The sequence below is a fragment of the Candidatus Bathyarchaeia archaeon genome (assembly GCA_035935655.1).
Taxonomy (GTDB): Archaea; Thermoproteota; Bathyarchaeia; order 40CM-2-53-6; family 40CM-2-53-6; genus 40CM-2-53-6.
Genome location: DASYWW010000015.1, coordinates 1 through 22,836 on the forward strand (window position 1 = coordinate 1; position 22,836 = coordinate 22,836).

Sequence of the window (22,836 nt, forward strand, 5' to 3'; positions counted from 1 at the left end):
AGGAGTGAAGGTAATCTACGTTCCTGCTAGAGACACGTCAAAACGGTGCTCAATATGCGGGTACAAGACCCTAGAGAACACCAGACGAAGACTATGGTGTCCACACTGTGGAGCCACGCTAGACAGGGACGAGAACGCGGCTAGAAACATAGCCGCGGGAGGGCTGAGGTTCAGCCCCAACGGGCCTCCAGGTGAAGCAATGGTAGAGGAACAGGAACCGGAGAACACGACCCTAATCCTCAAAGTCGATGGAGGCAAGTTAAGTCCAACGACCAACGAAGGCAACAATCAATCCTGCTAGGATTTAACGGAACCCTAAACCTATAATAATCCGCCGCCCGCCCTAGCCCACAATATCGCTACGGGAATGATTCTATTGCGGGGAAAGGGCTCCAAGGCCCCGTTCCAACTTCTCACAACACTAATCCTATTCGGAAAAAAGAAACCCATTGAGGAACCCGCCCTGCAAACGACGCCTCTCTCCTCGAAGATAGAACCGTTCCCAATACCCGACACAATCCGCAAAACCGTAACCGAAGCCGACATTGCAAAAGCACGCAACCGGCTCCGAGTAGCCAACCTAGAACGAGACATCATAGGAGACGCACTCACAAAGATCTACGAAGCAGAATCAAAGGGCACAATCAACGAGACAGAAAAAACCCAGATGATACAACCCTACAAGAACGACCTCAAACGCGTAGACGCCGAGATCGACACCTACAAGAAAACAGTAGACCTCTACGAGTTAGAAACGGCCAAGGAAGATCTCTTCAAGAGATTCCAAGAAACTTTCCTCGACATACAAGCCCGAATAGAAAAGATCCGCCCATCACTCAACCTACCGAACACACCAGATACCAAGCCGGTAGAGCCGAAATCCACACCCGCAAAGATTGAGCAGACAGAGACAACAACAACAACCGAAAACCCACCACCAAAAGAAAAACCCCCGAGAGAAAAGGCCAGAAACAAGGCCGAAGAGAAGATAGAAACCATCAGGGAAGAAGTCCTTAAGGCCATGGAGCGACTCGAACAGATCGAAACGGAAGGCTAGACCACCGAGAGATGAGCTGGACAGAAAAAGCACGGCTCAGCGCAGCCGCACAGGCCGTTCGGGAACTCAGAAACGGGATGACCGTCGGCCTCGGAAGCGGCACCACAGTCCTCAAAGCACTCGACCTCGCAGCAGAAAGAATCAAGAAAGAACACCTCAACATCAGCTGGGTCCCAACAAGCTACCAGATGGAAATGGCCGCCCGTAGACTCGGCCTCAAAACAACCACGCTACCCGAGGACATAGAAATCGATCTGGCACTAGATGGCGCCGACCAGGTACAGTGGAGATCACTAGATCTAGTCAAAGGCGGCGGCGCAGCCCTCCTCAGAGAAAAAATAGTCGACGCGACAACCAAGAAACTCGTCATTATCATTGACGAGAAAAAACTCGCGAAGACGCTAGGCGGAGAACAACCCATCCCCGTTGAGATCACACCCTTCGCCTATCACTCCACACTAGGCAAGATCCGGAAAATATCCGAAAAAGCAGTACTACGAGAAGCACCGGGCGGCAAAGTCGGACCAGTAATAACCGACAACGGCAACCTGATCATCGACGCCTACTACCGCAACCTCCGAAGACCAGACATCATCAACGAAAAACTCAAACAGATCCCAGGAGTAATAGAGACAGGACTCTTCTTGGAGATGTGCGACACGGCTTATGTGGGTCGAAAGGATGGAAAAGTCGACATCCTACGTCGAAGCTAGAAGAAGTTATTCCTGCCTGGCGTACTCTTCCTCTCTAGCTTCCTCCGCCTCGCTATCAGCGTCGTAATCGCTCTTCTCCTCCTCATCCTCGACAAATTCCCTGGGAAGCCCAACCTCTTCAAGACGTAACTTTGTCCATTCCTTTCCGCAATCCCTACATTTGTAAGCAAATTTGTAGGTAACAAACGCCTCCGGATGGTCAGCCACCCTCTCTCCAGTCTCGATTGGCAATCCCATCTTGAAGAAAACGTCCTTCTCCTTGAGCGCCTCAGCCGTGTCTATCACAGTCTTAGACAGCAGCTCAGCGGCAAGGAACTTGTGACAGAAGGGGCATTCTTCCAATACCAAGGAGGAGTCATGAGGGATTCCAATGATGAGACAGATTAGCCTTACTAGCAAAGGTTCTGTTAACTTATCGTCGGATGCCTCTCTGACCTATCTTTAGGATTTGGCGCTCGTTGTTTGTCGTGTTGGGTGTTAAGTCGGTCTGGCAGCATTGTGCCCCATCGCGAGAGGTTGTTGTACTACTGGAGGTGTTCAGACGGATGGTCAACGAGTCTCTACGGGTTGGTCTAGCTAACGACGTGTCTTCGCTGAGAAGGCTTTCACTCCTCTCCTATAGCCAGTTGGCCCAGTACGATTCCCCTAGCTACTACAAGCTCTGCGCGATATCACGCGCCGCAGGAATACTGGCCGCTAGAAAGAAGTCTGTCAGGAGAGGTCTCACCACTAGGACCCCGTACGCCTTCAGACAACAGCTCGTCTCCTGCTACGGGTTCAAGATAGAGAACGGATACTTGCGCATTCCTGTATCAAGAGGGAAACGCGCCAGCATAATCTTGACCAAGCATACGCTAGAGGTCATATCACAACCGGGAGTCATAGTCCGCTCTTTCACCCTCACCGGGAACAGGTTGAGCCTCTGCATCGCCCGCGACACTCCCAGGATAGAATGCGCCTCCACGGTAGGTGTGGATCGCAATCTTCGTAATCTCACGGTTGGAAACGACCAGGAGACGACTCACTATGATCTCTCAGAGACGGCGCGTATAGCCAGTACCACGGTGCGCATAGTATCCTCTTTCAGACGAAACGATCATAGAGTAAGAACGGCGATAGCGTCCAAGTATGGACGGCGAAGAACCGCTAGAACCGGTCACCTACTCCACAACGCCACAAAGACGATCGTCACCTTAGCACATCAACAGAAGACAGCGATAGTTCTCGAGAACATCGAGGGCATCCGATCCCTCTATCGAAAGGGTAACGGTCAGGGCAGAAAGTATCGGTGTAAAATGAACGGCTGGAGCTTCCGTGAAGCTCAACGACAGATAGAGTACAAGGCGCGATGGATGGGCCTCCCAGTAATCCGTTTGTCTAGGCGTGAGACCAGAGGTTCGAGTGTGACTTGTCCGAGATGCGGGGAGAGACTCCAATCAGACAAGCGACTAGAACGCAAGCTCTGGTGCAGCAATTGTCGAACAGTAATGGACCGGGACATGGTCGCGGCCGTTAACTTGTCTCGGCGGGGACGGGTGAGGTTCGCACGTTCCCTGCCTCACATTAGTGAGGCGCAAGGCGGGCAGTTGAAGCAGTGAAGGGGAACCCGACGCCTACGGTAATCCCCGGAGTCGATGTCCCGAAGCTAACTCATCATAAGAAGAGTTAACAGAACCCTAGCAAAGCACCATGAGGAGGTGCCCAGTCGCGCTCTCGTCAGCAGTTCTCAAGAAATAGTGAGAAGCTGAGAACGGTGACGGGTTACGGAAACCGCCACATTCGTGCTCTCAAGAACGACCGAGAATGCCGGGGGCGGGAGTCTCGGACAGAGGTGTTTTCGAACCCGCGACTTCCGGATCTCCCACACTGAAGATATGAGTCCGGCGCTGTGGTTCCCCTTTCGGGGTCTGACCAGGCTGAGCCACCCCGGCAGAACAGCCGCCGAACGACTGCGGCTAAAAGCATTCCTGACAAATCATTAAACAACACCTCAGCCCCGGCCTTCGAGCTCGGGAGAAGACGCTCATCTGAAAAAATACGACTTTCAGACCCTCGATGACGTGGAAACAAAAGACAAGAGAGTCTTTCTCAGAGTTGACATCAACGTCCCTCTAGATCCCTCGACACACCAGATACTTGATGATACGCGGATCAGAGCCACCTCCAAGACCCTTACCGAGCTGGATGAGGCGCGCGTTACCCTCGGTTCCCATCAGAGCCGACCTGGAAAGGACGACTTCACTTCTCTTGAGCCTCATGCAAACATTCTGGCGCAGTACTGTTCGCAACGGGTCAGTTTCGTTGACGACGTAATCGGTCCTCACGCCATCCAGAAGATCAACAAGGTCCAGCCCGGGGAGATACTGGTTCTCGACAACCTGAGATTTTGCGCGGAGGAAAACATCGACGACAAAGCGGAAAAACTCGTCAAGACACACTTCGTCCGACGCCTCGCACCACTATTCGACTTGTACGTGGACGATGCTTTCGCGACGGCCCACAGGTCCCAGCCATCCATCGCAGGTCTACCAGAATTGTTGCCGAGCGCAGCCGGGCGCTTGATGGAAAGAGAGCTGAATGCGGTCTCAACTCTCCTCGAGGAACCCAAGAGACCATGCGTCTATGCTCTCGGCGGATCAAAAGTTGAGGACAAGATTCCTGTCATTGAAAATATACTCTCGCGGGGAAAAGCAGACAAGATCCTTCTTGGAGGGGTACCTGCGAAACTTTTCCTACGAGCACGAGATGTAAGGACAAAGATCAATGACGAACAAATACGGGACATTAAACAGTTCATGGACCGAGCACAGAACTTGACGCAAAAATACGCGGATCATATAGAAGCCCCGCTGGACCTAGCGTACGAAGACAAGCAGGGTAAGAGAGTCGACCGCCCAGTCAACTCACCGCACACGAACGAGGAAGCTCTTGACATCGGCTCTAAGACGCTTGAGAAATATTCAAAGATCGTAAGAGGAGCAGCGACCGCGGTCGCCAATGGCCCGTTAGGCGTGTTTGAGAGAAACGGGTTCGACAGAGGAACGAAAGAACTGTTGGAGTCAATGGCCGAGAGTAACGGCTACACGGTTATCGGAGGCGGACACCTTGTCGGCCTAGCATCAATTCATGGGATAGAAGAAAAATTCAGCCACGTCAGCACCGCTGGCGGTGCAATGCTCTCTCTCTTATCCGGCCAAAGCCTACCGGGTGTAGATGCGCTTGTGCGAGCGACCGCAAGAACGCGGAATCCAAACCCGCCAGCCTAGAATACGATCATGCCGAGAGATTTTATCTTAGACGGGTCCCGAGACAGTTCGATGATCGCCCCGGTAGCTCAGTGGTAGAGCGACGGCTTTGTAACCTCGAAAAAAAAAGCCGTAGGTCATGGGTTCAACCCCCATCCGGGGCTCCAATGAGGCCTCCCGGGACATTCACAGGCGTAAAAACTCCAGGAATCCGGTCGATGCCAACCAACAAAATGGATCTGACTTAATGAGCAAGACCAAGGTACCCGTACAACAGGCGAATCGCCTTGAAGAAGTGTCCTGGATGCGGATCGCTGGAGGCGGACGAGGACATAACCTGTGGGGTATGCGGCTACTATCTTCGCGATATCTCGCCAATGCAGGAATCAATTGACCAGAGTATCGAGGAGGATGCGGCGAAGGAGACACTAGGAGAGATCCGATTTGAGAAGCACGATGTCAACGTGGCACGAAAGGAGTGGATTGTTGGATTTGTCGTCGGCTTAAGCGCATTGATTCTTGGTTTTTGGCTACTCTTTTCAGGTCTATCGAACTATGCTGGCTTTTCGAAGCTGTCTGACTTTGGAGTCTTGATAGGGATCTATCTCATTGGCTTCGGGATGGTAACCTTGGAGACAATCTTCGACTTGTTCGAAGGAGCCCCATACCACGGGTGGGGCTGGTTTGGCTGGATCGGAAGGCGTTGATGAGGACTCCTACAATCGTCTGGAGCGAGGGGCGGACACGCGTCGTAACCGACCTCCACACGGGTGTCGCTCAGGAGAACTTTCGACATTCCTAGGTCACTCTGGTCCACCGCAGTTATCTTTGTACAGCCAGCCATTCCAAACTCGGATAAATCTAAATACGCGTAAATGGACTCCACGATTCCGGTCTGAAATTGAAACCAATCGAGACTCGTTCAACAAACGAAACAACAAGTCCCAGCAAATCTCGAATCAACCGATCTTCAACCCCGCTTTTGACCCTAATTACGGTCCTGGCCGTCCTGGCCACTATTCCTGCCTTGCCCTACGCCGCGCACGGCATACAATCTCCCAGCCAGTCCACGTTCGACTTCAAAATGTCAAACTCAAACAACATCGCCGTTGTCCAAGGTGGCGAGGGATCAAACACCATAACCGTCACACTTGAGAGAGGTACAGCCGGGTTTGTTCTCCTGTCCTGCGGACCTCTCCCGACAGGCGCAACCTGCTCGTTCAACCCCCAGACGCAAGTCCCGACCTTCACAAGCACTCTAACAATCGCCACCTCATTCTCCACTCCCGTTGGTGCGGTAACTGTTACAGCCTTTGGTTCGGGCGGAGGACTAACAAACTCGACCCAGTTCACGTTGAATGTGAAGCCTGCTGGAAGCGTAGGCGGCACTAGCCTCCCCACGACAGGAGGCAACCAGCTAATACCCTTCGCCGGGATTGGACTGGCCGCGCTGGCCCTCATCGGAGCAGCAGTCTACGGCATACGAAACCGATCGAGAACTGGCGGATCCGCGACAAGTCTGAAAAAACTGTAAACCCCCGCCAACAAGATCATCAACAAAGGCCGCGCACAGCCTGTCCCAACCTAACACCGGCAGCACCAACCCCATATCGCACAACCACAAGAGACTCAAGATTCTCGCACTGGCAATCGTCGCCTTGATGACTTTCTCGTATGTCAGTGGCCTCACAGGGCTTCTCGGAAACAACCAATCCACGACGAATGACTGTGTCGGCAATCCTCAACGACCAGCAAGCCAGTCTTCAGTGAAAAGGGTTGCACTAGTAGACGGGCTTAGTTCTTTGTATCCACATCCCCAATTCGTTAGTGGAATCAGAAGAATCATGAACGAGACTGGATACAGTTTCGACTATTTTTCCGAGGGAGCTGCAACTCTTGACTTCTTCTTCAACCTGCCAAGCCAAGGTTATTCGATAATCATCCTTCGAGTGGAGGGAGTAAACATTCGCGTGGGAGATGCTTCACCAGTGGCTTTCGCGACCTCTGACCAGTATGGGTCTCAAAGAGTTAGCGATCAGGTGAGAAATGATCTTGGCGTTATCGAGGCCAATGGGCGCACGTATTTTGCGATGACACCGAAAGCCATTTCGCAGCTTATGTGTGGCCGTTTCTCAGGAACCACCGTTCTCGTGATGGCATGCAACAGTCTGAGCGACTCTTCTCTCGCTCAAGCATTCATTGAGAAAGGTGCCAAGTCTTTCATCGGGTGGAACGGCAGCATAACCATCGTTCATGATGATCGAGTCTTTACCGCTGTTGCCGGTCTGTTGACACTGGGCGTCCAAGCTAGCTCAGCAGTTCGGTATGCGAGCAACTTGTTCGGGCCAGATCCTATCTGGGGCGGAACCCTGTCTAGTTACGACTGAACGATTCTCTGGCGATGTGCTAAGACCTCAGCATGTGATGAACCTAACGGATTCTCAACGAGGTCCCCTTAGGAACGAGAATATTGCTGATCCCAAAATCAATAATGCCAGGACGATGAGGGAGTGCTGGAGTCCAGCCAGGAAGATTCCTACGTCGCCGCCAGCCAGCTGAGTAATCCCTCCCACACTCACTCTTCCCAGGTTCACAAGCTTGGAGTACGGAACATCTGCAGTCATTAATGCCAAGACAAGCGGAATGCTGGCGACGATGCTCGTGTTGATAATGGTGGCTCTTACACCCGACGATATTCCGCGTTTGGAGCTTGGAACAGAGCCCATTACAGAGCTTGCGTTCGGGCTGCGAAACAGTCCAATACCGAACCCGACAACGGCCAGCCAAAGCGCTATCTGAGAATAAGGTGTCTCCAGATTGAACCCGGAAAGAACGAAGAAACCGATAGAGGCGATGAGCAAGCCCAAAGTGCTCAGCCCTCTGGCACCCCATTTGTCAGAGAGCCATCCGCTTATTGGCCCGACAAGAATCAGAGTTACATCCAGAGGGATGAGGAAGATTCCTGCGTGAAGGGGGTCGTACCCTCTCACGAGTTGAAAGTAAAGTGTCATTACGAACGCTAAAGCTGCGAAGGCCAGTCCGCTCAGGAGGTTGGCTATGTTGCCCGCAGTGAACAGACGGATCTTGAACAGGGACATGTCGAGAGCTGGGTACTTGGCCTTTCGCTCTATCATTACGAAGAATACCAGGCAAAGGATGCTTGTACCAACCACGGCTTGGTTTACAAAATTCGTTAGGCTGCCGAGAGTGAGGCCCAAGAGTAGTAGTGTTATTGCGATGGAGAATGTGATCGCTCCGGGGGCATCGAATTTTTCCCCTACTGCCGGGCGGGAAATCTCCATCAACCGTTTCCGCGACCAATAGGTCCCAAAGATTCCCACTGGAACATTCACGAGAAATATGGAACGCCAAGTGAAGAGCTGGATGAGCACGCCGCTCAGAGTGTATCCTGTTATTGTGCCAGCGTTGATCGCAACCTGGTTTATTCCGATTCCTTTCCCGAGATCCCTGCCGGAAAAAGCGTCAGTAACAATCGCAACACTGTTGACGAACAACAGAGCAGCTCCAATGCCCTGGACCAACCTGAAGGCAAGAAGCGCTTCAGCGGTGGGGGAAAGACCGGAGAGGAGAGAGCCGAACGTGAAAATGGCGAAACCCATGTTGTAAAGCCGGACTCGCCCATGAATGTCCGCCCAGCGCCCGATGCCGACGAGGAGAACTGTGATCATGAGGCGATATATTGTAATGATCCAGACGCCAACGACAAGGTTTGTTTTTAGATCCGAGACGACCTGCGGAAGCCCAACCACCACGATGCTGGAGTCAAGGGTCGCCATGAAAATTCCGACGGTGGTGACCGTCAGAACAACCCACTTGTACTCCAAGAGAACCCCAGACGTGCAACAGAAGTATTTTTCCAAGAGAACCTAAAACCAGTAATATAAAGTCCGACCAAAATCTCCGAAACCATGACGGTTTCTCCGCCGCCAGTCCTAGGATTCAACATCTCGAAGGCTAGGCGCCATGAAACACCTATCAGCGCTAACTGCCCGTCCTCTGAATCAGCTCTCATGACAGACATTCTGCTTATTCTTTTCTGAGGCGAAAGCATTTCTTTAACATGCAAACGCACGAGCGAATGACTCCAGCTTGAGTAGGCCCCAAACTAGACTCGTCGACGAACTGTTCGCGCTCGACTCCCGAATACGCTATGTCGCCCTATTAGACCGCAACAGCAAACTCCTAGAGTCCCGAATGCGGTCAAATGTAATGAGTCTAACCCCTGAGACGTACGACCGGAAATTCATGAGCAGCGTTCCACCTATGATCCTGGACACGCTCTCCCAGCTGGAAAACCAGTGCGGACCCCTCGCACATATTTCCATACAATATCAGAAAGTCGACCTCGTCATCTTTCCTCACAACAACCAGATTGTCGCCATCAGCCTTGAACCCGGCCCCCTTGAGCCGATACTACGCAAACTCAGGGACAGTCTCAACCTTCACATTCACCTCTGAAAGAGAATCCTTCGGAAGCCAAATGTCCAAATCGCAACGTGTGGGAAGAATGGCTCGAACTAGACCGGAAAAGGGTCAACTCGCGAAACTAGCCCGTGCCCACAGACCTAGCGCCAAAGGACAGACACCTCGAAAAGAAGACTATGTGGAGATCATCTACGAACTAATCCGTGAGAAAGGATACGCGAAACCTGTCGACATAGCCAAACACCTGCACGTTCGGCCGCCAACAGTCACCGGAATGCTCGACAGGCTACATTCGGAACAGCTCATACTCCACGAAAAATACGGTGGCATCACTCTTACCGAGGAAGGGGAAAACATGGCCCGAGCTCTGGGACAGCGCCACGCCCTTCTTGTCGCGTTTCTCAAACTATTCGGCGTGGAGGAGACATCGGCCCAGAAAGACACAGAAGGCTTGGAACACTACATTGACTCACGCACTCTGGATCTTCTGGCAAAATTCGTCAAATATGTGGATCTAAACCCTCAATGGTGGAGCCTGTTTAGGAAGCAGGCAAAGGTCTGAATCAGCAGCTTCCCTCTTTACAAGCCGAACAAGACGACTTTTGAGGATTGTCTAGCAATTTGGGCAGCTCCCGAGGAACGGAACCAGAACTGATTGAGCTTGTGAAACGTTAAACAAGGAACGAAATCATTTCTCCAATATGGTCGTTCAGCCGAGGGAAAAGTACCAGCAGGTCTTCCAGCTGCTACAAGCCCATCACGAATGGTTCGCAGGAGCCCTGCCGCTAATCGCAAGCGAAAATATTCCTAGCCCCGCAGTCAAAGAAGCCATCCTCTCCGACTTTGGTAATCGCTACGCAGAAGGCTGGACTGGCGAAAGAGTCTACGCGGGTTGCCGATACATTGATCAAGTTGAACAGATCTGCATCGACCTCGCTAAGGACCTATTCCAAGTGGACTTCGCTGACGTTCGGCCTATATCTGGAGTGTGCGCGAATCTAGTTGCTTACACAACTTTCACGAGCCCTGGTGATACTATCATGGCGTTAGCGATTCCAGCCGGAGGCCACATCAGCATGGGCAAGAAAGAATTTGGTGGAACTGCTGGCTCGGTGAGAGGACTCGGCGTCGAGTATTTCCCATTCGATACAGAAGAAATGAACATTGACGTTGATGCGACCGAGAAGAAGATCAAAAAACTAGCCGCGGAAGGGAAGAGACCCACGTTAGCCATGTTCGGCGGCTCGGTCCTTCCGTTTCCACATCCCCTCAAGGAACTTGTGCCGATTTTTCAAGAACACGGCACCAAGAGTTGTTTCGACGCCGCACACGTCGCAGGCCTTGTCGCAGGTCACCAATTCCAAGACCCGATGCATGAAGGCGTAGACGCTATGACGTGCAGCACCCACAAGACTTTGCCTGGACCACAGGGTGGAATGATACTTTCCCATCCGGAAAACGCGGACACGATCAAGAAGGCAACTTTTCCAGGCAATGTAAGCAACCACCACCTTCACCATCTGGCTGGAAAAGCGATAATGTTTGCTGAGATGCTCGCGTATGGTAGGGAGTATGCTGCCCAGATTGTGAAGAACAGCAAAGCTCTAGCTCAAGCCCTCCACGAGTTCGGATTCAAAGTTCTCGGCGAGAAGAAGGGCTTCACTAAATCTCATCTGCTGGTGGCGGACATTACGAAGTACGGCGATGGAAAGACAATCGAGAAGAAACTGGAGGATGCGAACATTATTCTCAACCGAAACCTTCTCCCCTATGATATCAAGGAAGGAAGACACTTCGAAGCTCCGGGAGGAATACGAGCCGGGGTCTCAGAAGTTACCAGGCTCGGGATGAAAGAATCAGAAATGAAAGAGATAGCGCATATGATGCACCGGATCGTCGTCAAGAACGAAGACCCGAAAAAGGTCGGCAAGGACGTTAACGAATTCCGGAAGGAATTCACAAGAGTACATTACGCGTTCGAGTCGACAAGAGACGCGTATGAATACATCCAACTACGTTAGCCACGCCAGCCTTATTACAGGCCAGCCAACTCGAGCACACAAAGAAGGATAGAGACTTGTGACCAAGCGCGAGAAGAGACGCCGAGACGAGGCACCGATGCCAGCAGCAAGCGCTGGACTATTGCGATTTTTCGAAGAAGACACACCAGGCATCAAGCTAAGTCCCCAACTCGTTGTCATCTCTGGGGTGGGTCTAGTCGCTCTCGCGCTCATCGCCTACTTCCTGCTGCCCGTCAGTTGAGCAATTCGGTTATCGTTACTAGAGAGCTAGTAATCTTCGAACAATGTTCTCTGGTTAATCGCTGGCAGGCCACTTGCCTCAAGTCCAAGCTCCGACTTGATCGACCTACCAAGCTCCTCGGCAAAACCGGTGAAAATGTAGACTTTCTCAGGTTCGCAGGCTTTGACAAACGACATTAGCTGCTCGAAGTCGGCGTGACTGCTCAAGGGAAATGCTGCGGTGCGCCCTCCGAGGGAGAGAGCCCATCCCGTCGCATATGCGCGCCCAGTTTTCCTGCCGATGCTCCTCCTATCGTTTGGGGTGGTAACGTAGACACATGGATTCTTCTCAAGAATTTCGCTTCCGTCGGTGGAGGTTGAGGTCATCCACTCCAAGGCGTGACCGCCTTTTCGGTAAGCGGTGTTGACTCCGTCTAGAACGGGATTAACGATCACAGGCAGGTGCGTGTAGAGATTGAATAGACGGACGATTTCTTGGGCCTTACCTGCCGCGTAGACGTGTAGGCACGGGATGCACCCCTGCTTTATCATCTCGACTGCCCATTCTACAACGCCGGCGTAGATGGTCTCCCTAGAAGGAAAATGGTAGAATGGCGAGCCGTAGGTTGCTTCGATGACTAGTACATCGCATTTGTGGGGCTGTGCTGCTTTTGTTGTGAGTGTGTCAACGCAGTTAATGTCTCCAGTGTAAAGTATCGACGTTGAGGGTGTGTGTAGTAGATACTGGGCTGATCCGAGCATGTGCCCAGCGTTCAGGGCTTTTACTTCTATGTCGTCTATGGTGACCTTGTGGTTGAGATCAATCGGTTTGAAATTCGAGACCTTGTGAGAGTTTAGAGCGCTGTGGATTTCTCTTGTCTCGATGGTGGATTGTTTTGTTCCCTTATGTCCGAATCCGCGGGTGTGGTCGCTGTGCGCATGGGAGACCAGGACTCTCGACTTGGGGGAGAGCTTGCGGAGCTTGATAGGGTCTAGGACGATTGTGACGTTGGATGTGGCGACGACTAGGCCGTCGAGCCAGGCGAACTTATCGCCGCGCGTTGGCCTTCCCTTCTGAAATCGTCTCAAGCCTCTGGATCGCGTCAAGATGCAGGAAAATCTCGCCCTTCGGCTCCCTGTTTACAATCTGGGGGATCGGGCTGACGACTGTCGAACGTAGAATCACCGCGTCAGACTCAGACAGCCAGATTCCGGGCGGCTGATGCGAGACAACCGCGACCTTTCCCTCATAGCCAAAGTCGCGATTGATGACAGCCAACACTTTCTTGCCTACCAGCCTTTCCAGCATGTGGAATACTGTAGGGCTGGCAGAGTCCAAGGATCGCGAGATCACGTCCGAAGGGAGAGGACTCACTCGGCCGGTCCTTTAAAAGCAGGACTCAGGAAAAACAGAACGAAAATAGCGATTCTATCACGAGTCAGTCCTCGCATCAAACAGTCCCGGTTTGGCAAGGTTAATCTGCGGGGAACAGGTAACCAACCACAATCGCACAGGCGACACCATGTCAAACACTTTGCCCGAGACGGACATCGAGGATGGATTCGAAGAAGTAGAAGAAGTAGCGCCAAACATTGTCAGGATTGGTAAGAAGCCTACGATGAACTATGTGGTTGCTTGCGTAACACTTTTCAACACTGGCGTTCCAGAAGTCATGGTCCGGGCTCGCGGCCAATCCATCAACAAAGCTGTCGAGACGGTTGAGATGCTGAGAAGAGCCTTCTTCAAGAATGTCCAAATTCATTCTGTGGACATAGGGACCGAAGAGGTTCAACGGGAAGATGGATCGATGGCGAGTCTCTCAACGATAGAGATTACTCTAGGCAATTAGGCTAGAACAGATAATCTGCGCCAATCTTATTAGCCGCTCTCATGGCAGGGCGCGCGATAGCGATGCCGGCCGCGAAATATCCAAAGATTGTTGTTACTCCTCCAGGACCGAAAGCCAGAGCGTTGCTCAAAGAGGACGAAGCTCTGATCTCGCCGTCCCTTGTCAGATTCTACCCTCTCGCAGCTGAATCAGGCCAAGGGTGCATCGTAAAGGATGTTGATGGAAACGAGTTCATCGACTTCAACTCAGGTCTTGTTTGTCTAGCTGTGGGTCATTCTCACCCGAAAGTCGTGAGTGCAATAAAGGCCCAGGCCGAGAAACTGATTCATTATTCGTGGACGGACTTTTACTACGAAAAAGTCGTCCAACTATCAAAAGAGCTAGTGAAGATAACTCCGGGAAACTTCCAGAAGAAAGTCTTCCTAAGCAATAGCGGCACAGAGGCCATTGAAGCTGCGATGAAGTTGGCCAAATGGCATTCTCGTAAGCACAGCTTTCTCAGCTTCATCGGCGCTTTCCATGGGAGAACTCTGGGAGCGTTGAGCCTTACCGCCAGCAAGCCGGTTCAACGTCGTCACTTCTTTCCGATGGTTCCTGGTGACACGCATGTTCCGTTTGCCTATTGCTATAGATGTCCCTTCAAGATGACCTATCCTGAGTGCGACATGTACTGTGTCGATTTTATCCAGGAACAAGTTCTCGACAAGTATCTCCCGCCGGAAGATGTTGCCGCGTTCTTCATCGAACCAGTTCAGGGAGAGGGCGGATACGTAGTTCCTCCAGCTGACTACTTCCAGCGGCTGAGAAAATTGCTGGACAAGAATGGGATCCTGATGGTTGACGACGAGGTTCAGTCTGGGATGGGAAGGACTGGACGCTGGTTCGGGATCGAGCACTGGGGTGTAGAACCGGATATTATCACTACGTCAAAGGCGCTCGCGTCTGGGATGCCAATTGGTGCGACGGTTGCGAACACTGAGTTGATGGACTGGGAGGGAGGGTCTCATGCTAACACGTTCGGTGGGAATCCGGTGTCGTGTGCCGCGGCCCTCGAAGTCATCAATGCGATCAGAGATGAGCACTTGATGGAGAACGCGACCAAACAAGGCGACTACATGATCAAACGCTTGAAGGAGATGCAGGAGAAATACGATATTATCGGCGATGTTAGAGGGAAGGGGCTGATGATCGGCGCGGAGATTGTGAAGGATCCGAAGACCAAAGAGTCAGGTGATAACGAGGCGCACGAGATCATGATGAAATCGTTCCGACGAGGACTAGCAATGATCACTGCAGGACACTCGACGCTCCGCATCGCACCTCCGCTAATCATAACTCGGGACCTTGTGGATTCTGGACTAGAGATTCTGGAAGGCGCGGTAAAGGAAGTAGCCAAATCCACCAAGTAGAGGCACTTCCTTCGATCATAGACGGTCTCCTCCAGGAGTCCACGAAGGAAGAGCGGCCCGTAAGGTTGTGCTGAACGTGGAATTCTCCGTGTTTCACGAAGGGCGGGGCGCGGGAAAATCAGGCACACGGGGGGTCATATAGGAGCTAGCGAAAAAGAAATGTTTACAGAAAGAAATGGTTAGAAGAAGAGAAATTAGGTTTCAAACAAGATTGTCGAGCAAGGAGGAGTACTTTTTTGAAATCTTCAGGGGTTTGCTAACTTCACACGGGACCGCCGAAAGCACTCTTGCGTCGCCAGGTCTGCTCGCTAGTACCCCCCTTTTGCAGTGAAAGATTTCCTGCCTGGCACCGATTCCAGGCGAATCTCCCGATTCCGGGCACGATTCAGGCTTAGATGAGAAGACGTTTGCGGGAGTTATCATTGCCATTCCCGAACGATTCCAGAGCGAAATCTAGGGGTAGTCCTAGAATCGTGATCAGGGCTGATAATAGGCGAATTTGGGATCAGAACCGAGAAGTCTCGCAGGGCCGGCGCCAGCAAGGACAGTTATTTTGCTAAATATGTGGACTAGAAGCTCAGAATATGGGCGAACCGGTCCTACCCAAGGTTGAACCTGACCTTGTCGGAATCTGGAAGAAGAATGTCTGGTGGTTCGGTCTCCGCTGGCCATTCAGCACCGTCCTCTTCTCCTGGGTCACAGTCGCCGCGACGCTCGCTCCCGAGTTCCACATTTACCGTTACCTATTGACAATGCTAGCGGGATTCTTCGGCCTAGTCATCGGAGCACACTATATCGACATAACAGCGAGCAAGGACAAGTATCTCCCCTACTTCCCAAAAATGAACCGAGGAGCTATCAGAGCAGCTGGCGTTCTTGCGGTGCTAGCAGGCATGGCCGTGGGAGTCTACATGTCATTCCTCTACTCCCTATGGTTCCTCGTGTTCGTAATCCTCGGAGGATTCTTCGCCCTCTTCTATCCCATAGAGAAACCCAAGTGGCTCCACACCTATCCCGGCTTTGGCTTAGCCTGGGGTTTCATGCCCGTCCTAGCTAGCTACTACATTCAAGCAACACGAATAGATCTCTTAGGCCTTGGCTTGGCGGTCTTCCTCGGAATAACGGTAGTCGAGATGCACCACATGGCCGTGCTAACAAACGAGAAAGAATACAGCGGCGACATGACGAAAAATGCCAGGCTATTGTTGAAGATTCATAGGGCAGCGGCCTACACTATCGGACTAATCTTACTATTATCACGACTCATCTAGTCCGGCTTGAATCGACCAAACCGGGTAGATAGCATTCCAAGAATTCACAGAATCATAGACCAGCGGTCCTACGAAAGTGATCTGCCTGCCAACGAGAGGTACCGCGATCGCGGCTTGACCTCGGGGGATCAGCTCCAACACTAGCCAGCCATTCTGGTTGTTGAGATTTCCAACATCGAGCAGTTTCTCATATTGTGAACTAACACTAACATCGATTCGCGAATCACTGTCATTCCGAAGAGTGACAGACTTCACCACTCCGCTTGCCACCTCGCAGTTTGAGATGACCCGTAGGCGGAGAGGATTGGACACTCCTGCCAAAGGATCACCTTTCCGACATTGAGGCGACGGAGGCGCCGCCACTCGTTGTGGAGCGGACTGGTTCGTTGCATTAAACCGGACCATGAGGAATGCGGACAAGACCATCAAGAATATTGGGACCGCGAGATAGCGCCGTCGAAACTTCACGCTAACCAAGTCAAGATTTCTTGAACGTCCACATTTAACTCTGCAACATGAACTGCTTCCCTCGTTGATCAGTCCCGGATTTGCTAGATCTTGGCTGGGCTCTTTGAACCTAGAATTGCACAGAGCTCCTCTTCGACGGTGCCGAATTTTTTCGGGGTCTCAACGAATCTTCCCATTTCCTTCCAGTTCTTGTCGTAAACAATAATGGTAGGGATTGCCCGGATGTTGAATTCCTCTGCCATGTCCCGGTAAGCGTCATAGTCCACAACGCGAGCTTGCAGCATATTGTTCTTCGCCATTATCAATGACTTCGCCAGACCTGGGATGTAGGCGACGCAGTCGGAGCACCAGTCTGCCGAGAACACAATCAAGTGATGTTTCTCGTCAACCCTTTCAAGCGTGTCTATCGAGTTAGCTTTGGGACGGTACTCCTGTAGTCGACGCTTCATAGACTGACGCGACTTCTCGACTTTGACCTCGTTGATGTAGTCGAAAGGGTCCTTTCCTACTCTTAGCGCCATCATGGGCTTTCAGCAGAATCTCTATGATTTCTCGATCTGGGTTAGAAACACGGTCGACGCTTCCAGTTCTCCGTTCGATGATTCTCGGGCCTTGATGCCTGTCAATCTTATCGCGTCTCCCATTCTTAGGCTTTCCACAATTTGGGCATGATTATCCCACAGGGCGATCCTGATCTTACCTGTACCATCTTCCACCCTAATATTTGAGACCCTTGTTCTCCGACCTTCCCTCGTCTCGATCTCCCGAGACTCAGATCGCTCAACGACCACTCCACGTGTAGTGTAGAGCTTGGGACCCGGTTTGATCGATGCGATTGTGACAGGAGGAGGAGACTCGATATCGACGAGTGTCTCTTTTGTAATAGAGGATCTTGCTCCAGCGTTCAAGTAAACCATTCCATTCCGCTCTGTGATCCATGGATTCTTGATTGTGATTACGCTTCCTTCTCCCATCGAAAGAACCGTTTCCATGTTAGAATCCCAGAACTTCGCCATCGTGAGACCTTCCTCGTTCTCGCACAATGCCCAGGCTGGACCGTTCTCTCCTCGGCTTTTCTGCAACTTTCTAATACGGACCCGCACTGATTCGGGAGAGACGCTGGCTGACGGGCTCTCCTGCGCTCCGAGGGAACTGAGTGCGAGACCTGCCATCGGGGTTTTGCTCAGGATTTCGATACTGCTACGAGATCCAAGGTGAAACTCGACCTCGCCCGCAAGTCCCAGCCTGGTGTAGCCGTGCGAAAAGCGGAGCTTGGACCCGTTTCCGAGCTGTTCTTTCTCGACGATTTCCGCTGTAGCGTCCCACAGAACACAGGTGATCTGGCCAGAGCTGTCCTTCAGTTTGACCCTGACAAGTTTGCCGACAGACCCGTCGGACCGCTGAAATTCACGCAACTGACTTATCGAGAGAATTTCTCCCGAGATTGTTGCGTCCGAGAGCCCCGCCTGGACGCTTGAAATCCGTTGATCTGAGATGTTAATCGATTCACCCGATAAACCCGCAAGCTGCTGTGCTAGAAGTCGAACAGCTCCTTCGTCGGACAGCAGGCCATGCGATTCTAGCTTCTTCCGTTCTATCATCGAGAGGAGTTCCTCTCTTGGGAGATCCGGGTTCTTTGCAAGGATTTGATTGAGAAGATTCTCGGAAGAGTCTATCATGAGGTTCTAGTCCCAGAACATTCGGGTACGCTCGAAGTCTCGCTCGGCCCTTAGAACGCTCAGGTATAAGTCATCTTCTCTCCCCAAACGGTTTCTGAGAATTCGAGTCGCGGTAGTTGGTCCAACACCTCTAGCTGCCAAAACTATGCCCGCTCTCTTTCCGTAATTCTGAATCAGTCCAGCGGACCGCCATGCCGTCATCCATTCCTTCTCCTCCTCGGGAGTCAACTTAGTTCCTCTCTTTTTCTTGTTGATGATCGGGCCGAGCGCATCGTTGCTTCGGTATGTTGCAGCGACCAAGGATGATCGGCATTTCGGACATCGTACTACGTCCCGTAGAGTGTCAACTCCTCGGATGCTGTCCCATTCGCCGCAGTTCATGCAGAGAAGTCGTAGATTGGTTGACAGTAGTCTGCTCTTCACGACCTCGATGATGGAAGCTTCTTCGACTGCCGGTCTGAGTAGACCGTGTGGAACGATCCTGTCTAGAATTGGAAGAGCAAACGGGGTACATTGACCAACGTCCCGGATAGTTTCGATCGCAATCTCCCCTAGTCCAACTCTTTCGAGAACTCTTCTGGCGCCTTTGACGTCGAGTTTCTCTGTGAAGAGTTCTCTTCGAGCCTCATCATTCGCAATGGATGTCTTGAAGATGTCAACCAAGAGACGTGCCTGGCGAGCCTTGTACTCTGCTTCTCGACCAACTGCGCCAAGTCTCCGCAGGACGTGCCAGTGCCTCCAAGCGAACAAGTCGGAAGCATCGATGGTATCTCGAACGATCTTCTCCATATCGTCAGCGGAAAGTTTTCTGAATTCTTCTGCCACTAACAGCGCGCTGACGGGACGTGGAAAGATGAGGGCGAATCGATACTGGTCGACCTGTGTGCCGATGTTGGAGCCCAACCGGGACCCGAACAAGGCAGCCATCGCTGTTGCGAGAGTCTCGTTGACGAGGTTTCCGAAGCAAGAGTGGACCACCACGCTGTTCTCAAAACTCTCAACAAGGACGAGCTGATCGGAAGGAATCGGAGCCTGACGCTTCTGAGCAGAAAGTGTGGACTCCACCCGCTCAATCTCGCTCTTCTCAAGAAAGCCTTCAGGTAGAATTCCATCCGATAGGACTCTTCGCGCGCGCCCAACTTCTTCGGCGACGTCAATCTGGACAGGGATCATGTCTCCCTCCCAGCCGGGAATTGCGGTTAGGCTTGGAGGGGCCGCCTCCACCTCAACATGATACTGCTCCTCGTCTACGGATAGAACCTTCCAAGTCTGACCGTGCAGAATGAACTCTGTCCCGCTGGCGCATCTTCGCGCGACAAAGTCTTGATCAAGACTTCCGATACGCCTCTTTCGAAAGAAGTCGAACACTGTGTACTTCTGAACGTCGGGTATGACCGAGAGGTTGGTGAAATAATACTGAATTGCCTTAGGATTGCGAGCCGTGAGAAACTGGTCGAACTTTCTCAACAATCTCAACTCATCGAGCTGGGCGATAACGCGGCCGAGTTCTACTGGATCTATTTCGCGAAACGGGTAGGAGCGATGGACGACTTCGCCGATTTCCTCAATTGTCATTCGACCTTTCTGAAGCAGTAGGCCGATTATCTGGTGGGCGAGAACATCGTAGGCGTTCTCATGAATGATCGGCCGCTCTAGCCTTCCCTCTCTGGCTCGCTGAATCAGAACCGCGGATTCTAGTATGTCGTCCGTGTTGATGGTTAGAATGACTCCGCGAGAAGTTCCGCCTAGAGTGTGTCCGCTGCGACCGACGCGCTGAACTAGCCTCGTCGTTTCTCGTGGGGACGTGTATTGGATGATGAAGTCGACGGTGCCGATGTCGATCCCTAGCTCCAGAGAGCTTGTGCAGATGAGGGCTTTGAGTTTGCCTTCTTGGAATTCCTTCTCGGCTTCTTCCCGCAACTCTCTCGACAGAGACCCGTGGTGCACTCGGACAGGAATCCCGGCTCCGATTGCCTGAATCTGGGCGGCTAACGCCTCGGCATGTTCGCGCGTGTTGGTGAACACCAGGGTGGATTTGTGGGATTGGATGATATTGAGTATCATTCGAGCTCGAGAAACGGTAGAGGCCGGTAGACCCAGGTTGACTGATTCCTTCTGATCTCCGGAGCTGGGATGAACGGAACGGACGCTGATCTGAAGTTCCCTAGTCTCATCAGAACGGAGTACTGCAACTCTTCGTCCCGTCCCGACGAGAAATTGTCCGATGCGCTCAGGCTCTCCGATGGTGGCGGACAGTCCGATTCTCTGGAACTCAACGCCTGTGAGCTCTCTGAGTCGTTCTAGTGCGAATGATAGTTGGACACCTCTCTCGTCAGTCGCTAGCTCATGGACTTCGTCAACTACGACCCACCTAACCGAACGGAGATGTTCTTTCATTCTCTTCCCGATCAGGATAGCTTGGAGGGTCTCGGGAGTCGTGATCATGACATCGGGCGGGCTCTTTGCCTGTCGAGACCTCGCGCTGATCGGAGTGTCTCCATGACGGACCTGGATCTTGATGTCCAGATCCTTTCCCATCTCCTCGAGTCGGCGCAGAAGGTCTCTGTTGAGAGCACGTAGCGGGGTTACGTAGAGCACGGATATCCCTCGAGATCTTGCTTCAGCTCTCGCTTCGATGAGCTTGTCTAGTACGGGGAGCATAGCGGCGAGGGTCTTGCCGGTGCCTGTTGGAGCGATGAGTAGGACGTTTTCGCCGCTTAGAATTGCGGGTATGGCGAGCTCTTGGATTGGGCTGGCCTCTAGGAAGCCTTCTTTCTCAAGCCTCTGTAGGACTGGGGGTTTGAGGGTTGAGAATGCCGAGCTCCGCATCTACTCTACTAATCGTCCGCTAGGACGATTTATTCTTCTTCCTCTGCGGCCTTCTTCTTTCCTTCCCCTGGTCGCTCAGCTGCGATGTAGAGGAAGATCAGGATGAGACAGACGAAACTGAAGATGTAGAGCAGGAGTTGGAGTAGGGCGAACTCCTGGTTAGGGTCAAGATTGTAGGACACTTCGGCTCACACGGGTTCGTTCTCGACAACCCTCGGAAACGGCTACTAAAACCTTGAGATTACTCTCGTGGTGCAATCGTGGTAAATTTCGAGGTAATCTCCGGGTAGCGCGCGTCAGTTACCTCCGTCACATCTTGCTTGCTCACAGCCTCGGAGAGCTGTTGAGCGATGATATGATAGCATAATTGTTTCTTGTGCTCCATTACACGGAAATAGTAATCGTCGCATGTGCAGAACATGCTGTCCGGGAGAACTTGATAGTCCCGGCCCCGACCAGTGACCACCCAGACGGTCCGTCGGCTCGGCGTGAACTGGTACTTCCGAACTTTCCCCGCTTCGACCAGGTCTAGGGCTTGTTGGAACCTCTTCTGGAAAACATTCGTTAGCATCTGCTTTTGCTCCTCAGAGAGGATCTTTGTCCGAACTATCTCCTGACACGCAGCCTTGAGTATCCTGTTTTCGTTCACGGTCGGTGGCGAACTAGATCCCTACTTGGATAGTTGTCACGCGCTAAGAATACCTTTTCATTGAAGAGAGACGAATTTGAGCGGGGCAGGCATACTTAGTGGCCGCGGATGTTACTGTCAAATCAGTGGCGGACCGACCAGCTCTTCTCATAGAGCGCAAGGGAGAACGGGTCCTGGTCATCGCTGACCTCCATCTCGGATGGGAGGTGACCCTAGCACACCAGGGAATACATGTGCCCTCTCAGGTGCCTCGACTGCTCGAAAAGCTGCGAAAAATTCTTGCAGAAACGAATCCGAAACGGTTGGTTTTACTCGGGGATGTGAAGCATGCTGTCTCGAAGGTTGAACTGGAGGAGTGGAAGTACGTCCCGGAATTCTTCGATAGCCTCGTCGAGATCATACCCGATGTAGAAGTGGTTCCTGGAAATCATGATGGTAACCTTGAGCCTTTGACTCCCTCGTCGGTTAAGATCAACAAATCTAATGGAATGGTTCTCTGGGATACTGTTGGATTATTCCATGGCCATGCTTGGCCGGCGCCGCCCCTACTCGGTTGCAAGTTCCTAGTGATGGGTCACTTGCATCCAGTGGTTGTTTTCAAAGACCCGCTGGGATTCAGGATTACACGGCAGGCATGGGTGAGGGCGAAGAGCGATGGGAAGAAGTTGGCGGAGGGAGTGTTGAGACGCGAAGATGCGAAGTTCAATGGGGACGCGGCTGATGAAGTGAAGAAAAAATTCGGGGTCACTATTGCCGATGCTGACTGTATCATTATGCCGTCATTCAACGATTATCTGGGAGGACAACCGATCAACAAGAACTACCAGGAAGGATGGACGGAACTCTACAAGGAGTACATGGGACCCGTCCTGCGTTCAGGGGCGGTGGATTTTGAAAATGGCGAGGCGTACTTGTTCGATGGAACATTTCTAGGCAAGGTAGAGGATTTACGACGTCTCGCGCAGTAAAGATCTTATCTG

Annotated in this window: 26 protein-coding genes and 2 tRNA genes; 17 read left to right on the forward strand and 11 right to left on the reverse strand. The window is 52.1% G+C overall.

Annotated features, from left to right (window positions below):
- From VGS11_03230 to rpiA, 3 genes are all read left to right on the forward strand, one after another.
- Positions 1-301 (forward strand): zinc ribbon domain-containing protein (locus VGS11_03230; GenBank protein HEV2119110.1); only part of this gene is annotated, 301 nt, incomplete at its 5' end.
- 75 nt (positions 302-376) lie between these two features.
- Positions 377-1,057, forward strand: coding sequence for a hypothetical protein (locus VGS11_03235; protein HEV2119111.1), 681 nt, complete (start codon positions 377-379; stop codon positions 1,055-1,057).
- Between the two features lie 11 nt (positions 1,058-1,068).
- Positions 1,069-1,770, forward strand: a complete 702-nt coding sequence (gene rpiA, locus VGS11_03240) for a ribose 5-phosphate isomerase A (GenBank protein ID HEV2119112.1) — start codon at positions 1,069-1,071, stop codon at positions 1,768-1,770.
- Between the two features lie 6 nt (positions 1,771-1,776).
- Here the strand turns inward: rpiA and VGS11_03245 are convergent, their stop codons facing one another.
- The gene (locus VGS11_03245) at positions 1,777-2,118 is read right to left on the reverse strand and encodes a hypothetical protein (GenBank protein ID HEV2119113.1); all 342 of its coding nucleotides are present in this window, start codon (positions 2,116-2,118) and stop codon (positions 1,777-1,779) included.
- Between the two features lie 236 nt (positions 2,119-2,354).
- On the opposite strand from VGS11_03245, the gene VGS11_03250 reads away from it, so the two are divergent.
- Positions 2,355-3,368: a transposase gene (locus tag VGS11_03250; GenBank protein ID HEV2119114.1), complete on the forward strand. Its 1,014-nt coding sequence runs from the start codon at positions 2,355-2,357 to the stop codon at positions 3,366-3,368.
- A gap of 206 nt (positions 3,369-3,574) precedes the next feature.
- Here VGS11_03250 and VGS11_03255 read toward each other — a convergent pair.
- Positions 3,575-3,701 (reverse strand) — tRNA-Met (locus VGS11_03255).
- 129 nt (positions 3,702-3,830) lie between these two features.
- Here VGS11_03255 and VGS11_03260 point away from each other — a divergent pair.
- From VGS11_03260 to VGS11_03280, 5 genes are all read left to right on the forward strand, one after another.
- A complete protein-coding gene (locus tag VGS11_03260) occupies positions 3,831-5,036 on the forward strand; it encodes a phosphoglycerate kinase (protein HEV2119115.1) in 1,206 nt (401 codons plus the stop codon).
- A gap of 57 nt (positions 5,037-5,093) precedes the next feature.
- Positions 5,094-5,182 (forward strand) — tRNA-Thr (locus VGS11_03265).
- Between the two features lie 120 nt (positions 5,183-5,302).
- The gene (locus VGS11_03270; GenBank protein HEV2119116.1) at positions 5,303-5,722 is read left to right on the forward strand and encodes a hypothetical protein; all 420 of its coding nucleotides are present in this window, start codon (positions 5,303-5,305) and stop codon (positions 5,720-5,722) included.
- Between the two features lie 275 nt (positions 5,723-5,997).
- Complete coding sequence (locus VGS11_03275; GenBank protein HEV2119117.1) at positions 5,998-6,549, forward strand: LPXTG cell wall anchor domain-containing protein; 552 nt, start codon at positions 5,998-6,000, stop codon at positions 6,547-6,549.
- A 124-nt stretch (positions 6,550-6,673) separates the two neighbouring features.
- Positions 6,674-7,402: a hypothetical protein gene (locus VGS11_03280; protein HEV2119118.1), complete on the forward strand. Its 729-nt coding sequence runs from the start codon at positions 6,674-6,676 to the stop codon at positions 7,400-7,402.
- Between the two features lie 54 nt (positions 7,403-7,456).
- Here the strand turns inward: VGS11_03280 and VGS11_03285 are convergent, their stop codons facing one another.
- Positions 7,457-8,896 (reverse strand): MFS transporter, encoded by a 1,440-nt coding sequence (locus VGS11_03285; GenBank protein ID HEV2119119.1) that lies wholly within the window; start codon positions 8,894-8,896, stop codon positions 7,457-7,459.
- A 229-nt stretch (positions 8,897-9,125) separates the two neighbouring features.
- Here VGS11_03285 and VGS11_03290 point away from each other — a divergent pair, with 229 nt between their 5' ends.
- The 4 genes from VGS11_03290 (at position 9,126) to VGS11_03305 (ending at position 11,723) form a co-directional block, all read left to right on the forward strand.
- Positions 9,126-9,494, forward strand: a complete 369-nt coding sequence (locus VGS11_03290) for a hypothetical protein (protein HEV2119120.1) — start codon at positions 9,126-9,128, stop codon at positions 9,492-9,494.
- Between the two features lie 49 nt (positions 9,495-9,543).
- Complete coding sequence (locus VGS11_03295; GenBank protein ID HEV2119121.1) at positions 9,544-10,023, forward strand: iron dependent repressor, metal binding and dimerization domain protein; 480 nt, start codon at positions 9,544-9,546, stop codon at positions 10,021-10,023.
- Positions 10,024-10,162: 139 nt separating this feature from the next.
- Positions 10,163-11,482 carry a serine hydroxymethyltransferase gene (locus tag VGS11_03300; protein HEV2119122.1) on the forward strand — a complete coding sequence of 440 codons (1,320 nt, stop codon included), beginning with the start codon at positions 10,163-10,165 and terminating at the stop codon, positions 11,480-11,482.
- A gap of 58 nt (positions 11,483-11,540) precedes the next feature.
- Entirely contained in the window at positions 11,541-11,723 is a 183-nt protein-coding gene (locus VGS11_03305; GenBank protein ID HEV2119123.1) for a preprotein translocase subunit Sec61beta, read from the forward strand.
- A 26-nt stretch (positions 11,724-11,749) separates the two neighbouring features.
- Here the strand turns inward: VGS11_03305 and VGS11_03310 are convergent, their stop codons facing one another.
- Together VGS11_03310 and VGS11_03315 are read right to left on the reverse strand one after the other, a co-directional pair.
- Positions 11,750-12,808 (reverse strand): MBL fold metallo-hydrolase, encoded by a 1,059-nt coding sequence (locus VGS11_03310; protein HEV2119124.1) that lies wholly within the window; start codon positions 12,806-12,808, stop codon positions 11,750-11,752.
- The gene (locus tag VGS11_03315) at positions 12,750-13,076 is read right to left on the reverse strand and encodes a hypothetical protein (protein ID HEV2119125.1); all 327 of its coding nucleotides are present in this window, start codon (positions 13,074-13,076) and stop codon (positions 12,750-12,752) included. Before VGS11_03315 ends, VGS11_03310 begins: the two co-directional genes overlap by 59 nt.
- 148 nt (positions 13,077-13,224) lie before the next feature.
- Here VGS11_03315 and albA point away from each other — a divergent pair, with 148 nt between their 5' ends.
- The 3 genes from albA to VGS11_03330 all read left to right on the forward strand — a co-directional run bounded on the left by albA (position 13,225) and on the right by VGS11_03330 (position 16,231).
- On the forward strand, positions 13,225-13,551 hold the full coding sequence (albA, locus tag VGS11_03320) for a DNA-binding protein Alba (GenBank protein ID HEV2119126.1): 327 nt from the start codon (positions 13,225-13,227) through the stop codon (positions 13,549-13,551).
- A 62-nt stretch (positions 13,552-13,613) separates the two neighbouring features.
- Complete coding sequence (locus VGS11_03325; protein ID HEV2119127.1) at positions 13,614-14,960, forward strand: acetyl ornithine aminotransferase family protein; 1,347 nt, start codon at positions 13,614-13,616, stop codon at positions 14,958-14,960.
- Between the two features lie 584 nt (positions 14,961-15,544).
- Positions 15,545-16,231 (forward strand): hypothetical protein, encoded by a 687-nt coding sequence (locus tag VGS11_03330; GenBank protein HEV2119128.1) that lies wholly within the window; start codon positions 15,545-15,547, stop codon positions 16,229-16,231.
- On the opposite strand, the gene VGS11_03335 is transcribed toward VGS11_03330, so the two are convergent.
- The 6 genes from VGS11_03335 to VGS11_03360 form a co-directional block, all read right to left on the reverse strand.
- Complete coding sequence (locus tag VGS11_03335) at positions 16,217-16,708, reverse strand: hypothetical protein (protein HEV2119129.1); 492 nt, start codon at positions 16,706-16,708, stop codon at positions 16,217-16,219. The genes VGS11_03330 and VGS11_03335 overlap by 15 nt on opposite strands.
- A gap of 74 nt (positions 16,709-16,782) precedes the next feature.
- A complete protein-coding gene (locus VGS11_03340) occupies positions 16,783-17,223 on the reverse strand; it encodes a thioredoxin family protein (protein HEV2119130.1) in 441 nt (146 codons plus the stop codon).
- Between the two features lie 18 nt (positions 17,224-17,241).
- Positions 17,242-18,378: a hypothetical protein gene (locus VGS11_03345; GenBank protein ID HEV2119131.1), complete on the reverse strand. Its 1,137-nt coding sequence runs from the start codon at positions 18,376-18,378 to the stop codon at positions 17,242-17,244.
- Positions 18,379-18,384: 6 nt separating this feature from the next.
- Entirely contained in the window at positions 18,385-21,207 is a 2,823-nt protein-coding gene (locus tag VGS11_03350) for a DEAD/DEAH box helicase (protein ID HEV2119132.1), read from the reverse strand.
- Positions 21,208-21,236: 29 nt separating this feature from the next.
- Positions 21,237-21,389, reverse strand: coding sequence for a hypothetical protein (locus tag VGS11_03355; protein ID HEV2119133.1), 153 nt, complete (start codon positions 21,387-21,389; stop codon positions 21,237-21,239).
- Between the two features lie 59 nt (positions 21,390-21,448).
- Complete coding sequence (locus VGS11_03360) at positions 21,449-21,856, reverse strand: hypothetical protein (protein HEV2119134.1); 408 nt, start codon at positions 21,854-21,856, stop codon at positions 21,449-21,451.
- A gap of 98 nt (positions 21,857-21,954) precedes the next feature.
- On the opposite strand from VGS11_03360, the gene VGS11_03365 reads away from it, so the two are divergent.
- Positions 21,955-22,824, forward strand: coding sequence for a metallophosphoesterase (locus tag VGS11_03365; GenBank protein HEV2119135.1), 870 nt, complete (start codon positions 21,955-21,957; stop codon positions 22,822-22,824).
- Positions 22,825-22,836: the final 12 nt, after the last annotated feature.

Excerpts from the sequence above, each read along its gene's own strand:
- VGS11_03300 (HEV2119122.1), top strand. The coding sequence starts at position 10,163 with ATGGTCGTTCAGCCGAGGGAAAAGTACCAGCAGGTCTTCCAGCTGCTA.
- VGS11_03330 (HEV2119128.1), top strand. The coding sequence starts at position 15,545 with ATGGGCGAACCGGTCCTACCCAAGGTTGAACCTGACCTTGTCGGAATC.
- VGS11_03350 (HEV2119132.1), bottom strand. The coding sequence starts at position 21,207 with ATGCGGAGCTCGGCATTCTCAACCCTCAAACCCCCAGTCCTACAGAGG.
- VGS11_03345 (HEV2119131.1), bottom strand. The coding sequence starts at position 18,378 with ATGATAGACTCTTCCGAGAATCTTCTCAATCAAATCCTTGCAAAGAAC.
- rpiA (HEV2119112.1), top strand. The coding sequence starts at position 1,069 with ATGAGCTGGACAGAAAAAGCACGGCTCAGCGCAGCCGCACAGGCCGTT.
- VGS11_03295 (HEV2119121.1), top strand. The coding sequence starts at position 9,544 with ATGGCTCGAACTAGACCGGAAAAGGGTCAACTCGCGAAACTAGCCCGT.
- VGS11_03340 (HEV2119130.1), bottom strand. The coding sequence starts at position 17,223 with ATGATGGCGCTAAGAGTAGGAAAGGACCCTTTCGACTACATCAACGAG.
- albA (HEV2119126.1), top strand. The coding sequence starts at position 13,225 with ATGTCAAACACTTTGCCCGAGACGGACATCGAGGATGGATTCGAAGAA.
- VGS11_03325 (HEV2119127.1), top strand. The coding sequence starts at position 13,614 with ATGCCGGCCGCGAAATATCCAAAGATTGTTGTTACTCCTCCAGGACCG.